Source organism: Kitasatospora sp. NPDC004669 (genome assembly GCF_040609455.1).
Classification (GTDB): domain Bacteria; phylum Actinomycetota; class Actinomycetes; order Streptomycetales; family Streptomycetaceae; genus Kitasatospora.
This window is the reverse complement of sequence record NZ_JBEXKB010000048.1, coordinates 11,812-27,503: the sequence shown is the minus strand read 5'-3', so window position 1 is coordinate 27,503 and position 15,692 is coordinate 11,812. Positions and strand designations below refer to the sequence as shown.

The 15,692-nt window shown below is 72.6% G+C and carries 13 protein-coding genes; 2 read left to right on the top strand and 11 right to left on the bottom strand.

Annotated features, from left to right (window positions below; translation table 11 throughout):
• Nucleotides 1-10: 10 nt before the first annotated feature.
• From ABZW30_RS31805 to ABZW30_RS31795, 3 genes are all read right to left on the bottom strand, one after another.
• Complete coding sequence (locus tag ABZW30_RS31805; RefSeq protein ID WP_350515293.1) at nt 11-349, bottom strand: P-II family nitrogen regulator; 339 nt, start codon at nt 347-349, stop codon at nt 11-13.
• Entirely contained in the window at nt 349-1,713 is a 1,365-nt protein-coding gene (locus ABZW30_RS31800) for an ammonium transporter (protein WP_355674684.1), read from the bottom strand. The genes ABZW30_RS31805 and ABZW30_RS31800 overlap by 1 nt, the downstream gene beginning before the upstream one ends.
• Nucleotides 1,714-2,024: 311 nt before the next feature.
• Nucleotides 2,025-3,479: a hypothetical protein gene (locus ABZW30_RS31795; protein ID WP_355674683.1), complete on the bottom strand. Its 1,455-nt coding sequence runs from the start codon at nt 3,477-3,479 to the stop codon at nt 2,025-2,027.
• 615 nt (nt 3,480-4,094) lie between these two features.
• On the opposite strand from ABZW30_RS31795, the gene ABZW30_RS31790 reads away from it, so the two are divergent.
• Nucleotides 4,095-4,772: a bifunctional DNA primase/polymerase gene (locus tag ABZW30_RS31790; protein ID WP_355674682.1), complete on the top strand. Its 678-nt coding sequence runs from the start codon at nt 4,095-4,097 to the stop codon at nt 4,770-4,772.
• 184 nt (nt 4,773-4,956) lie between these two features.
• Here ABZW30_RS31790 and ftsY read toward each other — a convergent pair whose 3' ends face one another.
• The 6 genes from ftsY to ABZW30_RS31760 all read right to left on the bottom strand — a co-directional run bounded on the left by ftsY (nt 4,957) and on the right by ABZW30_RS31760 (nt 13,153).
• The gene (ftsY, locus tag ABZW30_RS31785; RefSeq protein WP_355674681.1) at nt 4,957-6,204 is read right to left on the bottom strand and encodes a signal recognition particle-docking protein FtsY; all 1,248 of its coding nucleotides are present in this window, start codon (nt 6,202-6,204) and stop codon (nt 4,957-4,959) included.
• 240 nt (nt 6,205-6,444) lie between these two features.
• Nucleotides 6,445-10,077: a chromosome segregation protein SMC gene (smc, locus tag ABZW30_RS31780; protein WP_355674680.1), complete on the bottom strand. Its 3,633-nt coding sequence runs from the start codon at nt 10,075-10,077 to the stop codon at nt 6,445-6,447.
• Between the two features lie 157 nt (nt 10,078-10,234).
• A complete protein-coding gene (locus tag ABZW30_RS31775) occupies nt 10,235-10,438 on the bottom strand; it encodes a hypothetical protein (RefSeq protein WP_355674679.1) in 204 nt (67 codons plus the stop codon).
• 410 nt (nt 10,439-10,848) lie between these two features.
• The gene (locus ABZW30_RS31770) at nt 10,849-11,148 is read right to left on the bottom strand and encodes an acylphosphatase (RefSeq protein WP_355674678.1); all 300 of its coding nucleotides are present in this window, start codon (nt 11,146-11,148) and stop codon (nt 10,849-10,851) included.
• A gap of 30 nt (nt 11,149-11,178) precedes the next feature.
• Nucleotides 11,179-11,682 carry a helix-turn-helix domain-containing protein gene (locus ABZW30_RS31765; RefSeq protein WP_355674677.1) on the bottom strand — a complete coding sequence of 168 codons (504 nt, stop codon included), beginning with the start codon at nt 11,680-11,682 and terminating at the stop codon, nt 11,179-11,181.
• Between the two features lie 121 nt (nt 11,683-11,803).
• Nucleotides 11,804-13,153 (bottom strand): hypothetical protein, encoded by a 1,350-nt coding sequence (locus ABZW30_RS31760; RefSeq protein WP_355674676.1) that lies wholly within the window; start codon nt 13,151-13,153, stop codon nt 11,804-11,806.
• A 315-nt stretch (nt 13,154-13,468) separates the two neighbouring features.
• Between ABZW30_RS31760 and ABZW30_RS31755 the strand changes: the two genes are divergently transcribed.
• Nucleotides 13,469-14,389 carry a hypothetical protein gene (locus ABZW30_RS31755; protein ID WP_355674675.1) on the top strand — a complete coding sequence of 307 codons (921 nt, stop codon included), beginning with the start codon at nt 13,469-13,471 and terminating at the stop codon, nt 14,387-14,389.
• Nucleotides 14,390-14,393: 4 nt separating this feature from the next.
• Here ABZW30_RS31755 and mutM read toward each other — a convergent pair whose 3' ends face one another.
• Entirely contained in the window at nt 14,394-15,272 is an 879-nt protein-coding gene (mutM, locus tag ABZW30_RS31750; protein WP_355674674.1) for a bifunctional DNA-formamidopyrimidine glycosylase/DNA-(apurinic or apyrimidinic site) lyase, read from the bottom strand.
• Between the two features lie 54 nt (nt 15,273-15,326).
• Nucleotides 15,327-15,692, bottom strand: a 366-nt coding sequence (locus ABZW30_RS31745; protein ID WP_355674673.1) for a putative dsRNA-binding protein, incomplete at its 5' end; no start/stop codon positions are given.

The window sequence follows — 15,692 nt, the reverse complement described above, 5'->3', positions numbered from 1 at the left end:
GGTCAGGGCCTCACAGGGCGTCCGGCCCGCGTTCGCCGGTGCGGACCCGGACGGCGGTGTCGACCGGGACGCTCCACACCTTGCCGTCGCCGATCTTCCCGGTCCGGGCGGCCTTCACCAGGACGTCGATCAGGTCGTCGGCGTCCTCGTCCTCGACCAGGACCTCGATCCGGATCTTCGGCACCAGGTCCACGGTGTACTCGGCGCCCCGGTAGACCTCGGTGTGGCCGCGCTGGCGGCCGTAGCCGCTGGCCTCGGTGACGGTCAGGCCGTGGACCCCGAAGGCCTGCAGGGCGGCCTTCACCTCGTCCAGGCGGTACGGCTTGATCACGGCGGTGATGAGCTTCATCAGGCGTCGACCTCGGTCTTCTCGGCGGGCTTCTCGACGGGCTTCTCGGCGGACCCGGCGACCGGCGCGGAGGCCACGCCGCCCAGGCCCGGCAGGGCTCGGGCCAGGCCCGCGCCCACGGCGCTGAAATCGTAGGCGGACTCGGCGTGTTCGGCCTGGTCGATGCCGGCCACCTCGACCTCCTCGGCGACCCGGAAGCCGACCAGCTTGTCGACCGCCTTCGCCAGCAGCCAGGACAGCACGAACGAGTACGCCGCGACCACCGCCACGCCCATCGCCTGCTTGCCGAGCTGGCCCAGCCCGCCGCCGTAGAACAGGCCCTTGGCGGTCTGGCCGACCCCGCCGGTGGCGAACAGGCCGATCAGCAGCGAGCCGATCGCCCCGCCCACCGCGTGCACGCCCACCACGTCGAGCGAGTCGTCGAAGCCCCAGCGGTACTTCAGCGAGACGGCGGCGGCGCAGACCGCGCCCGCGATCAGGCCGATCGCCACCGCTCCGAGCGGGCTGACCGAGCCGCAGGCCGGGGTGATCGCCACCAGACCGGCCACCGCGCCGGAGGCGGCACCCAGCGTGGTGAACGCGCCGTGCTTGAGCTTCTCGTAGATCAGCCAGCCGACCAGCGCCGCGCCGGTGGCGACCTGGGTGTTGACCACCGCCATCGCGGCGACGCCGTTGGCGGCCAGCGCCGAGCCCGCGTTGAAGCCGAACCAGCCGAACCACAGCAGCCCGGAGCCGAGCATCACCAGCGGCAGGCTGTGCGGGCGCATCGGGTCCTTCTTGAAGCCGACCCGCTTGCCCAGCACCAGGCAGAGCGCGAGGCCCGCGACACCGGCGTTGATGTGCACGGCCGTCCCGCCGGCGAAGTCGATCACGCCGTTTCTGTCGCCGAGCCAGCCGCCGTTGCCGTTGTCGAAGAAGAACACCCAGTGCGCGACCGGGAAGTAGACGATCGTCACCCAGAGGGCGATGAACAGGCCCCAGGCGGCGAACTTGGCCCGGTCCGCGATGGCACCGCTGATCAGCGCCGGGGTGATGATCGCGAACATCAGCTGGAAGACCGCGAACGCGGTCACCGGGATGGACCCGGTCAGCTCGTTCAGCCCGATGCCGCGCATCCCGAGGAAGTCCAGGTTGCCGATGAGTCCGGCGAAGGAGTCGGGCCCGAAGCTGAGCGAGTACCCGTAGAGGACCCAGAGCACGCTGACGATGCCGAGCGAGAGAAAACTCATCGCCAGCATGTTCAGTGTGCTCTTGGCCCTGACCATGCCCCCGTAGAAGAAGGCCAGGCCCGGGGTCATCACCATGACCAGGGCCGCACTGATGAGCACGAAGGCGGTGTCGCCCGCGCTGAAGCCGTCCGGCATCGGCGTCTCCTCTGCGTGAAAGCCGCTCCACCCCCGGGTACCTGTCCCGTGCCACCCGGGGTGGCGGCGATGAAGAGGAGAGTGCCGAAGGCTGGTTTCGGCCAGTGCGGTCCGTTGTTTCGCGGCCGTGACGCGTGCGACGCGCGGGTTACGGGCACGTGAACCGCGGCCATGCCGCAGGGCCGGATGGCGTACCGTGCCGCCGCACGCCATCACCGGCACCGGCACCGGCACCGCTCTTCGGGGGGAAATGCCACCGACCGTGGCGGCGGCGGCCGTCACGGTCGGTGGAGTCCTCTGCGTGGGGGCGTTCAGACCACCGAGACGTACTCCGGGATGTCCTGAACCACCCGCTCCTTGAGCCGGCTCACCGCGTCCACGCCCTTGAACCGGGCGGCCGCGGCCTCCGTGGTCTTGCGCACCCTGGAGTTCAGCCGCTCCGAGCGCACCTTGGTGGCGATGTCCACCGCCTGCTCGGCGTACGCCACCGCCTCCTCGGCCTCCCTCTGCAGCAGGTGCACGCTGGCCATGCCGACCAGGTTGAAGGCGTACGAGCGCACATGGTCCTCGTCCTGGCGGAACAGGTCGACGGCGCGCTCCATCACCGGCGCCGACAGCGAGGCGTACAGCTGGGCGTTGTCCGAGTGGTACGCGAGGTCGCGGTAGGAGTGGGCGTTCTCGGCGTTCAGCTCGGCCGGCGAGAAGAACTTCAGCCAGTCCGGATCCCCGTCCCCCTCGCGGATGTCGGTGAAGGTGTCCTCGGCCAGCCGGATCGCCCGGGCACAGCGGTTCACCTCGCCGATGGTGGCGTAGGCGCGCGCCTCCATCGCGTACAGCAGGGACTGCTGGCGCGGGGTGGCGGTGTCCCGGCTGCCGTACTGCGCCAGGTGGATCAGCTCCAGGGCGTCCTCGCCCCGGTTGAGGTGGATCATCTGGCGGCTCATGTCGGTGAGGATCAGCGCGCCGAACGGGCGGTCACCGGCTTCCTTGGCCGCGTGCAGGGCCAGCACGTAGTACTTCTGCGCGCTCGGGTGCATCCCGACGTCGTAGGACATCCAGCCGGCCAGGTGGGCGAGCTCGGCGGTGAGCCGGAACAGCCGCTTGGTGGTGTCCTCGGTGTACGTCTCCTGGAGCAGGTCGGTGACCTCGTGGAGCTGGCCGACCACGGCCTTGCGGCGCAGCCCGCCGCCGTTCTGGGCGTCCCACTGGCGGAACATGACCGTGGTCTGCTCCAACAGTTCCAGCTCGGGCTCGGAGAGCCGGCCGGTGAACGCCTCGCCGCCGTTGGCCGCGGTCAGGATCGGGGTGGGCATGCCGCCCGGGCCGGGGGCGAGCCAGCGCTGCATCGGCTCGATCAGCGCGGCGCCGGCGGTCAGGGCGAGCGAGGTGCCGAGGAAGCCCCGGCGGTTGAGCATCAGGTCACTGCGGGAGTACTCGCTGATCAGCTGGACGGTCTGCGGGGCGCTCCACGGCAGGTCCACGCCGCCACCCACGGTGGAGACCGGGATCGCGGCGCGCAGGCCGAGGTCCTCGATCGAGACCACCGAGCCGAAGCGCTCCGAGAACAGCTCCGACATGATCTTCGGGATCGGCTCGCGGGGCTGCTCTCCGTCGAGCCAGCGGCGCACCCGGGAGGTGTCGGTGGACACGTGGTGGGCGCCGATCTGCCGGGCCCGGCGGTTGACCTGGCGGGCCAACTCCCCCTTGGACCAGCCACTGCGGGCGAACCACGTGGTCAGCTTCTCATTGGGTTGCTTCTCTGCCATGGGAACGTCCCCATCCCGCCCGGCCCCTGAGGGGCCCCCGATCGTGACCGCCCGACGGTTGCGGGCTCTTGCCAGACGTGCCGCGCCTGAGGTGTTGCGGTACCGCCTCGTCGTACTGGTGTGCCATCGCTCCGGACGGTTCGTCAGATCCCCAACTCCCGTTCCCCTACGGCCCGGAGCAGGCTCCTCGACGACGTCCGTGTGCCGAACGTAGTGCCCCGCGAGGTACCCGTGGGAGCGGCTCTGGCGAAACGCCACCTTTCGCCACCCCCAGGAGTGAACCGAAGTCAAGGGGCACGCGCTTCACTGGATAGTCCCGACGGTGCGGCATATGCGAGCCGCCAAGTCCCCCGGCCAACCCCGGAAGACCCGGCAGACCCCGCAATCCACCGCAGTCACAGGCGAGCTCGCCACCCACTCGGGACGGCAACAGCCTCACGCACACGACGATCCGGCATCGACGCCGCCCCCACAAGGCGGCGCCCGAGGCGCACCACCGCAACAGGCGCGCGCCAAGCGCCGCGCGCCGCCACCGCACAACGCACCACGCAACGGACAATCAACACACAGTCACCATCCCGTAACCATCGGCAACGAGAACCTGTTGGGGGAGGCATGGACAACCTGTTCGGCGAACTTCGACTGGGGCACCTGCGGCTGGCACCGCTGGGCGCGCGCCGCCGCACCAAGGTCACCGCGTCCCAGGCCGCCGCGGAGTACACCGGCCGCTGGGGCTGGGCGGTCGCCACCGGCGACCCGGCCGGCTCCGCCACCGCCCCGACCCGCTGTCCCTGCGGCGCCCACCGCTGCGCCGCGCCCGGCCTGCACCCCGTGCCGGGCACCGAGAGGCGGGCCCGCTCCGCCGGCGCCGAGGGCTCCGTGCTGTTCCCCACCGGCCGCGCCTTCGACGTCCTGGACGTCCCCGAGCAGGCCGGCCTGCAGGCGCTGGTCCGGCTGGAGCGGATGGGCACCCAGGTCGGCCCGGTGCTCGCCCCGCCCACCGGCCGGTTGCAGTTCCTGGTCGCCGCCGGCACCGCCCGCCGACTGCCCGACCTGCTGTACCGGATGGGCTGGGACGACGCCGCGCTCGACCTGGCCTGCCACGGCGAGGGCGGCTACGTCGCCGCCCCGCCCACCGTCCTCGGCGGGCTAGGCCCGGTCCGCTGGCTGCGCCGCCCCACCCGTGACAACGCCGGCTGCCCGCCCGAGGCCCGGCTGCTGCTCGGCACCCTCGCCTATGCCTGCCACCGCAGCCGCGAGCGCACCGCCGAGCCCGCCTGGATCGCCTCGTGACTCGCCCGCTCGCCTCCGGAGCGCTCTGACCCGGTGCCGACGGTCGTCGCTCCGGCGCTCGTCGCTCGCTTGTCGCTCCTCGCTTTCTGCACCGGCGCGCCCCTTCGGCTCGGGGCGGGAGCCCGGGCACGCGAAAGGGCCCGCTCCCGGAGGAGCGGACCCTTCATCCGACGGGGAGCCCCGGTCAGTCCCCGATCAGCGCGTCCACGAACGCACCCGGCTCGAACGGCGCCAGGTCGTCCGCGCCCTCGCCCAGACCGATCAGCTTGACCGGCACGCCCAGGTCGCGCTGCACCGCGACCACGATGCCGCCCTTGGCGGTGCCGTCCAGCTTGGTCAGCACGATGCCGGTGATGTCCACCACCTCGGCGAACACCCGGGCCTGGATCAGGCCGTTCTGGCCGGTGGTGGCGTCCAGCACCAGCAGCACCTCGTCCACCGGGCCGTGCTTCTCGACGACCCGCTTGACCTTGCCCAGCTCGTCCATCAGGCCGGTCTTGGTGTGCAGTCGGCCGGCGGTGTCGATCAGCACGGTGTCCACGCCCTCGGCGATCCCCTCCTTGACCGCGTCGAAGGCGATCGAGGCCGGGTCCCCGCCCTCCGGGCCGCGCACGGTGCGCGCACCGACCCGCTCGCCCCAGGTCTGCAGCTGGTCGGCGGCGGCGGCACGGAAGGTGTCGGCGGCGCCGAGCACCACCCTGCGACCGTCGGCGACCAGGACGCGGGCCAGCTTGCCGGTGGTGGTGGTCTTGCCGACGCCGTTGACGCCGACGACCAGGACCACGGCCGGGCCCTCCTCGTGCTTGACGGAGTGGACGGTGCGGTCGGCGTCCTGGCCGATCAGCTCGACCAGCTCCTCGCGCAGCAGTGCGCGCAGTTCCTCGGGCGTCCGGGTGCCGAGCACCTTCACCCGGGTGCGCAGCCGCTCGACCAGCTCCTGGGTCGGCGCGACGCCGACGTCGGCGGTGAGCAGGGTGTCCTCGATCTCCTCCCAGGTGTCCTCGTCCAGGTGCTCGCGGGAGAGCAGCGAGAGCAGGCCCTTGCCGATCGAGTTCTGCGAGCGGGAGAGCCGGGAGCGCAGCCGGACCAGCCGGCCGGCGGTGGGCTCGGGGACCTCGACGGCGGGCACCGCCTCGGCCTCGGCGGCCTCGACGGTCTCGGGGACCTCGGGGGCCTCAGGAACCGAGGGGGCCTCGGGGGCCTCGGGGACCGCCGGGAGTTCCACCTCCTCGACGGTGCGGCGGGGCTCCTCGGTCGGCGGCGCGGCCTCCTCGCCGACCTGGGGCTCCTGCGGGGTGGTCTTCGGCGCCGTGATGACCGGCGCCTGCGACTTCGGGGGCAGCTGCTGGCGTCGTCTGCCGGAAACGACGAGGCCCGCGATCGCGCAAATGGCGATCACGGCGATGACTACGGCAAGGATCACGTATTCCACATCAGTTTCCTTCGCTTGTTCCCACGACAGAATGATCCTTCGGCTTTCGACGCACGAAGCGCTGCCGCCTCCCTTATGGCCGCTGTCCCGTCCGGCACCGGTCAGGGCTTGGCCGTCACAAGGTCGTCAGACGACTGAGTGAGAAGCCCCCTCACACCTGAGGGGGAGGAGTCACAACGCCCCCAGTATCCGTGATCGGGGGTCGCAGGTGGGCATGTGCCCGACATCGGCTGGCGGGTCTCAACCCGTCGGCTCCGGGACGGCACCGCGGGGCTTCCGCTCGCGGTGCTCCTCCCGCAGCCGCTGGCTGATCACCTGGGAGATCCCGTCACCCTTCATGGTCACGCCGTACAGGGCGTCGGCGGACTCCATGGTCAGCTTCTGGTGGGTGATCACGATCAGCTGGGAGCTCTCCCGCAGCTCCTCCATGATCCCGATCAGCCGACGCAGGTTGGTCTCGTCCAGCGCCGCCTCCACCTCGTCCATCACGTAGAACGGACTGGGCCGGGCCTTGAAGATCGCCACCAGCAGCGCCACCGCGGTCAGCGAGCGCTCGCCGCCGGACAGCAGCGACAGCCGCTTGACCTTCTTGCCCGGCGGGCGGGCCTCCACCTCGACCCCGGTGGTGAGCATGTTGTCCGGGTCGGTCAGGACGAGCCGCCCCTCGCCGCCCGGGAAGAGCCGGGCGAAGACGCCCTCGAACTGGGCGGCGGTGTCGTGGTACGCCGAGGTGAACAGCTGCTCGACCCGCTGGTCCACGTCGCGGACGATGTCCAGCAGGTCGCGCCGGCTGCGTTTGAGGTCGTCCAGCTGCTCGCCAAGGAACTGGTGGCGCTCCTCCAGCGCGGCGAACTCCTCCAACGCCAGCGGGTTGACCTTGCCGAGCTGCTGGTAGGCCTTCTCGGCGGTCCTCAACCGCTTCTCCTGCTCGGCCCGGACGTACGGGTACGGCTCCCCCGGCTCCTTGCCCTCCTCGGCTGTGACATCAACGGCTGACGCCGCGGACGACGGCGGGACGGGCTGGTCCGGCCCGTACGAGGCGAGCAGCTCGCCCCCGTCGATGCCGAACTCCTCCAGCGCCCGGGCCTCCAGCTGCTCGATCCGCAGCCGCTTCTCGGCCCGCAGCACCTCGTCCCGGTGCCCGGCGTCGACCAGCTTGTCCAGCTCCTCCTTGAGGCCCCGGCCGTGCTCGCGATGTTCGCGCAGTTCGTTCTCGCGCTCGGCGCGCGCCTGTTCGACCGCCGCGCGCCCGGCGTCGGCGCGGGCCAGCGACACCTCCAGGCAGGCCAGCAACTGCCGGGCGCCCGCCGCGACGGCCTTCGCCACCCCGGCGTCGTGCTCGGCGCGCCGACGGCGTTCGGCGGCCCGGGCGCGCGCCTCCCGCTCGGCGCGGGCCGCGCGGTCCAGCTGGTCGGCCCGGCCGGCCAGGGCGCGGACCCGCTCCTCGTGGGTGCGCACGGCGAGCCGGGCCTCCAGCTCGGCCTGCCGGGCGGCCGAGGCGGCCTCGGCCAGCCGCTGCTGCTCGGCGGGGTCCGGCTCGTCCTCCCCCGCGTCCGCCGACTCCTCGGCCACGGCCAGTCGTTCGGCCAGTTCCTCGGCGGTGAGCAGCAGTTCGGCCAGGCCCTGTTCCGCCCGGGCGGCGGCGGCCGACAGCCGCTCGGCCTCCCCGACGGCGGCGCGGGCCTGCCCGCCGAGGCGGCCGAGCGCACCGGCCGTCTGAGCCCGCTCCTTCTCCGCCCGCCGCCGCAGCTCGGCGAGTTGCTCCACCTCGGCTGCCGACTCCCGGCGCAGCTCGGTGAGTTCGGTCAGCCGCTGGGCCGACTCGGCGCAGCGCAGGGTGAGTTCCCCGATCGCCCGACCCGCCTCGTCCACCGCCGCCTGGGTCTCCAGCAGGCTCGGCGCGCCGCCGGAGCCGCCCTGTGCGAGGCCGACGCCCAGCCGGTCCCCGTCGGCGGTGACGGCGGTCAGCCCGGGGCGGTCGGCGACCAGTCGCAGCGCCCGGTCAAGGTCGGCGACCACCGCCACCCCGGCCAGCAGGCCCCGGACGGCGGCGAGCAACTCGGCCGGGCCGTCCACCAGTTCGGCCACCCACCGGGCCCCTTCCGGCAACTTCCCGCCCGGCGACCGCCCGTCCGCATACGGAACTTCCGGAGCGCCGGCGATCAACAGCGCGGCCCGCCCGGCGTCCTGCTCGCGCAGCAGCCGCAACGCCCCGGCTGCGGCGGTCGGCGAGTCCACGACCACCGCGTCGGCCGCCGCTCCGAGCGCCGCGGCGACCGGCACCTCGTACCCGGCCTCGATCCGCAGCAGCGCGGCCGCCGGGCCGAGCAGCCCGGTCAGCCGCTCCCCCGCGTCCAGCAGCGCACCGGTGCCGTCCTTGCGGCGCAGTCCGAGTGAGAGCGCCTCGTGCCGCGCGGTGAGTGCGGCCCGTTCACGCTCGGCGGCCCCGGCCGCCTCGCGGGCGGCGGCCAGCTCCCGTTCCACGGCGGCCAGCCGCTCCCGGGCCGCCCGGTGCCCGGCCTCGGCCTGCTCGTCGTCCCCGGTCAGTCCGTCCACCTGCTGCTGGAGCTCGTCCAGTTCGCCCTGAGCGGCCTCGGCGCGCAGCAGCGCCTCGTCCCGGGCTTCGGTGAGCCGGCCGATCTCGGCCTCGGCCGAGGTCGCCTTGGAGCGGGCGGCGGCGGCCTGCCCCTGCAGTCGGGCGAGGCCTTCCCGGCGGTCCGCGATGGCCCGGGCGGCGTCCCGCAGCCGGCGCTCCTCGGCGGCCAGCCCACGTTCCAGCCCGCCCTTGCGCTCGACCGCCTCGGCCAGCGCGTACTGGGCCTCCTCCAGCGCCTCGACGAGGGCGGCCTCCTCCTCGCGGACCCGCTCTGCCTCCCGCTCCAGCTCCTCGGGGTCGCGGCCGCGCCGCTCCTCGCTCTGTCCCCCGGCGGCGGCGTGCCGGGCCCGGGCCTCGGCCAGTCCGATCGTGCCGCGGGTGCGCTCGGCGAGCGCGGAGATCCGGTACCAGGTCTGCCGGGCGGTCTCCAGGCTCGGGCCGAGCTGCTGGACCTGCGCCTCCAGGACCCGTTCGCGCTGCACCGCGCGGGCCAGCTCCTGTTCGACGGTGGTCCGGCGCAGCCGCAGCGCCAGTTCGTCGGCGACCTCGGCCTCGACGGCCCGGCGCAGGGTGAGCAGGTCGTCGGCGAGCAGCCGCAGCCGGGCGTCGCGCAGGTCGGCCTGGATGCCGGCGGCGCGGCGGGCGATCCTGGCCTGCCGACCGAGCGGTCCGAGCTGGCGGCGCAGTTCGGCCACCAGGTCCTGGACCCGGTTGAGGTTGGCCTGCATCGCGTCCAGCTTCCGCAGCGCCTTCTCCTTGCGCTTGCGGTGCTTGAGGACGCCGGCCGCCTCCTCGATGAAGGCGCGTCGGCCCATCGGGTCCGCGTGGAGCACGGAGTCGAGCTGGCCCTGCCCGACGATGACGTGCATCTCGCGGCCGATGCCGGAGTCGGAGAGCAGCTCCTGGATGTCCAGCAGGCGGCAGGTCTCGCCGTTGAGGGCGTACTCGCTGCCGCCGTTGCGGAACATGGTCCGGGTGATCGTCACCTCGGAGTAGTCGATCGGCAGGGCGCCGTCGCCGTTGTCGATGGTGAGGCTGACCTCGGCGCGGCCGAGCGGGGCGCGCCCGCTGGTCCCGGCGAAGATGACGTCCTCCATCTTGCCGCCGCGCAGCGACTTGGCCCCCTGCTCGCCCATCACCCAGGACAGCGCGTCGACCACGTTCGACTTGCCGGAGCCGTTCGGGCCGACGACGCAGGTGATGCCCGGCTCGAAGCGCAGGGTGGTGCTGGAGGCGAAGGACTTGAATCCGCGCAGCGTCAGACTCTTCAGATGCACGCGGCCGGTCTCCTCAATCACTCACGACGGGGACCGACTGTATCCGGAGTCCGACACGACGAAGGGACGCCACATCCGGGCGTCCCTTGCAAAGCTGCGTCCCTTTCGGGGCGGCTCAGTGCACAGCGGCGTCGATCTGTGAGGACCGGGGCGGGGCTCAGGTGAGAGCCGGCTCCCGCTGGTCCAGATCAATGCTGTTGAGCAGCGAGTGCTCACTAGCGACAGCGGTGAGAGCGTCGTTCTCAGCCTGCATCCGAAGGAGCTGGGCTTCAAGGTCCTGGACGCGCTGCTGAAGCCGTCGCATCTCGGAGAGCATTCGCGGGTCGGGGCCGCCGACGTACCCGAGAAGCGCCTTTGCCATGATGAATGGTCCTCCACGCTGAGTGACCGAACCGGAACGGTACAGGTCTAGGGGAAGGGGGACGCACGCGCGGCGCGCACCGGAAGTGCTGGCTGGGCACTACGACACAACCACCGTGAGCTGGGCTCACGAGGGCATGCGCCTGCCGGGAAACGCGATCGTGTGCGCGGGCTTCAAGCGTCTCACCAAAGACGGTACGGGTCAACACGATCACCGCACGCTACCGCGCCCCTGTCACCTGCCCGGCGGTGTCGTCACGCCTGGGGGTCTCGGGCCCGGGTCCACCACGTGCTCGTGGATCATCGTTCGATGCGGAGTCAACCACGAGTCTGCCCGAATGGCAACCGTATGACACCGGCGGTTGCCGATCATTTCCGGGACACGACGGTGTCGGGCCGGAAAACAGCGGCTCAGCGGATCTCGAAGCCCTCGTAACCTGCGCCGACGGCGGTCCAGATCTCGGTCACGCCGCTCACCGCGCCGGGCGTGTCGGGGCCGCGCAGCAGGGCCAGCAACTGCTCGCAGTCGGCGGCCAGACCCTCGGCCACCACCTGCACCCGACCGTCGCCGAGGTTGCCGGTGTAGCCGGTCAGGCCGATCTCCAGCGCCCGCGCCCTGGTCCACCAGCGGAAGCCGACCTCCTGGACCTTCCCCCGGACCCAGGCGGTCACCCGGACCGGTTCATCGCTGTGGGCGTCGCGACCGTGCATGCCCCCGACCCTAACCTTCGCCGCGGCCGGTCACAGCTCCACGGGGCCCTCGACCGTCCAACCCGGGGTGCGCACCTCGGCGTGCAGCTCGCCGCGGCGGGCCTCCCGGCCGCAGGTGCGGCAGACCCAGGCCGGGTCGAAGGGGTGCGGCTCGTGGCCCTCGGGCTCGTGCGCGAAGGCCACCGGGGAGTCCGGCACCAGCCAGCGGTCGCCCCAGGTGCGCAGCGCGTGTGCGAGCGGGGCGAGGTCCCGGCCGGCCTCGGTGAGGTGGTACTCGTAGCGGAGCGGCCGCTCGCTGTACGCGCGGCGCTCGACCACCCCGGCTTCCTCCAGGGCGCGCAGCCGCGCGGTCAGCCGGTCGCGCGGGGCGCCGGTGTTGCGGGCGATCCGGTCGAAGCGGTGGTTGCCGTAGAACAGCTCTCGCACCGCCAGCAGCGCCCACTTCTCGCCCACCACCTGCAGCGCGGCCGCCATCGAGCAGGGTCGGCCGGGAACGGCGGCGAGGGTGCGGGCGAGCGGGGTGTCGGAGGTCACGGTGCCAGCGTGCCACACCGGGTTGGCTTCTCAAACCGCGTCACTCGGCCCCGGCCGAGGACGGCGAACGGCCCCGCCGGAAGAACCGGCGGGGCCGTGGGGTCAGGATCGGATCAGCGGATCACCAGTCGTCGCCACCGCCGCCGAAGTCGCCGCCACCGCTCCAGTCGCTGCCGCTGAAGTCCGCGGCGTTGAAGTCGGCGCCGGTGTAGTCGCCGCCCTCGTACTGGTCCTGGTAGCCGCCGTAGCCGCCGTGGCCGCCCTCCATCATCGGCGCGGCCGCGTAGGACGGGGTGCTCATCATCGAGCCGAGCGCGGTGCCGATCAGCAGGCCGGGCAGCAGGCCGCCGCCGAAACTGCTGTAGTAGCCGCCCGCATAGGGCGCGTACGCCGGGCCGGCGTTCCAGTACGGCTGCGGGCCGTACTCGGTGTCGACGGTGCGCACCGCCGGGTCGAGGCCGGCCGCGACCCGGTCCGCGTCGGCCTGGCAGACCGGGACGCTGCGGGCGGAGCCGCCGGCCGGGGCCCAGTCGACGTCCTTGACGGACGGGCCGTGGCGCGGGTCCATGAAGCACGGGGGGCGCCGCTCGGGCAGCGGGCGCTTCTCCCGCCGGGCCGCCAGGGTGGCCAACTGGAACCGGCCGTCCTCGATCGCCTCGGTGACCTGCTTGACGTCCTCGGGCTTCTTGGCCTCGTCCATCAGCCGCTTGGACTTCTCGTACGAGTCCAGGGCGTGGCTGTAGTCGGTGCGCTGGGCGTCGTCGGCATCGCTCGCGCGCGGGTCGAAGTCGAGCCGCTCCAGCTCCACGCCGAAGGCGGTGATGTCCTCGTCCACCACGCGGCGCAGCTGCTCCAGCTCGGCCCGGGCCTGCTCCTCCTTGCGCTTCTTGGCGCGGCGGAAGAGGAAGAAGACGCCGGCGCCGGCCAGCGCCACCAGCACGACCGGGATGACCACCCAGGCGATCGAGGTGCTGTCGTTGACCCCGGTGCCCTTGGTCTGCGGGGCGGCCTGGTCGACGAAGTCGTTCAGGGTGGCGTTGATGTCACCCTTGTCGGCGCGGGTGACGGCGCCCCCGATCCGGTCCGCGACGCCGACGCCCATCGCGCCGCGGTCGGAGCGGGCCATGAAGCCGCTGGTGCCCCGCCAGACGCCGTAGACGCCGTCGATGCCCACCAGGGTGCGCAGGTCCGTCAGGACGGTGTCCTTGTTGGCGGCGTCGGGGACGACAGCGATGAAGATCGGCTTGTCGGCCTTCTCGATCTTCTTGGTCAGGGCGTCCGCCTGGGCCTGGCTGAAGCGGTCCAGCATCTGCGGGGCGACGTAGACCTGCCCCTTCTTCAGGGTGGCCGCGGCGTCGCTCAGCCCGCCGGCGGCGGAGGCCGCCGGCGCGAACAGGAGCAGCAGCCCGAGCAGCGCCGCCACCAGGGCAAGTGGCCCGGCGCCCCGGGAACGTCGTGCAAGGGTTCTCATGCCCCCGACGCTACCGTGACCGGCGGCAGAGCACGGCATACCCTTCGCATACTGGTTATGACAAGATTCCCCGCCGTCCGCCGGGGCGCTTCCCCTTCTCGCGGATGACATTTCCCCCAATCACCCCTGAGACGGGTGGGACGCGGGAACCGCGCGAGGCGCCAGGACGTGCGTCCCGGCGGGCCCGGGACGGTCCGGAGGCGGTCCGCAAAGGCCCGAGGGGGCGTGCCGACCGTACCGCGCGAGCGGGCATAGTGGTCCCGGACCGCTGGTCCCATGACCTGTTCTTGAACCAACTCCCGATCGGAGCGCTCGGTGATCATCGGCCTCGTCACGGCCGTGGCGGCATCCGCCTGCTACGGCACCGGCTCGGTCCTGCAAGCCGTCGGATCCCGCCGTTCCGCCCGGGAGGAGGAGGCCGAGGGCGCCACCACCGCGACCACCGAGCACGGCGGACCGAGCCTGTCCTCCACCGCGAAGGCCGCCGTCACCTGGGAGTTCATCACCGGCACGGTGCTCGACCTGATCGGCTTCGGGCTGGGCGCGCTGGCCGCGCGGCTGCTGCCGCTGTTCCTCTCCCAGACCATCATCAGCGCCAACCTGGTGATCACCGCGGTGCTGAGCATCAGGCTGCTGGGCCTCCGGCTCAAGCAGCTGGAGTGGGCCTCGATCGGCGTGCTCTGTTCGGCGCTGGTGCTGCTGGCCGTCTCGGCCGGCCCGGAGGGCGGCCACCACGCGGAGATGTCCTTCCACTGGTGGCTGCTGATCATCACCACCGTGCTGCTGGTCGGCGGCGGCCTGCTGGTGCGCCGGATGGGCTCCAAGGGCGCGATCGTCGCCGGTCTGCTCTCCGGCCTCGGCTTCGGCGCCCTGGGCATCGGCGTGCGCATCCTCAACGGCATCGACCCGTTCGACCTCGGCCGGCTGCTCTCCGACCCGGCGCTGTACGCGATCGTGATCGGCGGCCTCGGCGGCATGTACGTGCACACCGTGGCGCTGCAGATCGGCTCGGTGAACGGCGCGACGGCCGCACTGGTGGTCGGCGAGACGGTGCTGCCCGGCGCGATCGGCGTGCTCTGGCTCGGCGACTCCTCCAAGGCCGGCCTGGGCTGGCTCGGCGTGATCGGCTTCCTGCTCGCGGTGGTCTCCGCGGTCGGCGTCGCCTACTTCGGCCAGGACACCCACGGCGCCCCGGCCGAGGACTCCGCCGACCAGCCGGAACTCGCCAGGCAGTAGCGGCTCAGTCCCCGCTGCGGGTCCGCGGCACGCGCTGGCAGCGGGGGCAGAAGTAGCTTGAGCGGTTCATCCAGGCGGCCCGCCGGATCGGGGTGCCGCAGCGGCGGCAGGGCTCCTGCTCGCGGCCGTAGGCGTCGAGGTCCCGGGAGAAGTAGCCGCTCTCCCCGTTCACGTTGACGTACAGGCTGTCGAAGCTGGTGCCGCCGACGGCGAGCGCCGCGGTCATCACGTCCCGGGCGTTGGCCAGCAGCAGGGCGGCCTGCGGGCGGGTGAGCGTCGCGGTCGGGCGGTCGTAGTGCAGCTTGGAACGCCACAGCGCCTCGTCGGCGTAGATGTTGCCGACACCACTGATCAGGGTCTGGTCCAGCAGCGCCCGCTTGACCGTGGTGCGCTTGGCCCGCAGCGCGGCCGTGAAGGCCTCGTCGTCGAAGCGCGGGTCGAGCGGGTCCCGGGCGATGTGCGCGATGGAGACCGGTGTGCCCTCCGGGTCGCCCTCCTCGGCCTCCTCGACCGCCAGGCCGCCGAAGGTCCGCTGGTCGACGAAGCGCAGCTCGCGCCCGCCGTCGGTGAAGCGCAGCCGGACCCGCAGATGGGCCTCGTCCGGCGTCGACGGGTCCTGGACGAGCAGCTGGCCGCTCATCCCGAGGTGGCCGATCAGCGAGAAACCCGCACCCGTGCCGGTCAGCGGCAGCCAGAGGTACTTGCCGCGCCGCTGGGCGGTGCCGAGGGTGGTGCCGGTCAGCCGCGCCGTGAAGTCGGCCGCACCGGCCGGCTGGCGGCGCACCGCGCGCGGGTGCAGCACCTGGACGTCGGCGACGGTCCGCCCGGCGACCCAGTTCGCCAGACCACGGCGGACGACCTCGACCTCGGGAAGTTCGGGCACGGGAACAGACCTCCTGCGGAAAAGGGATCAGCAGGAGTGAAGGCTACTTCCACGTCACGCGCCGGCGGGCAGCCGGTCGGCGTACTTCTCCTTGATCGCGCGCCAGGCGCTCTCGGCGGCCTTCTGCTCGGCTTCCTTCTTCGAGCGGCCGACGCCGCTGCCGAAGTCCTCGCCGGCCACCCGGGCCGCCGCGGTGAAGGTCTTCTCGTGGTCCGGGCCGGACTCCATGACCACGTACTCGGGCACCCCGATGCCCACCGAGGCGGTGAGCTCCTGGAGGCTGGTCTTCCAGTCCAGGCCGGCTCCCAGCTGAGAGGACTCCTCGATCAGCGGGTCGAACAGCCGGTGGACGAACTCGGTGGCCGCCTCCAGACCGCGGTCCAGGTAGACGGCTCCGATCACGGCCTCGACGGTGTCGGT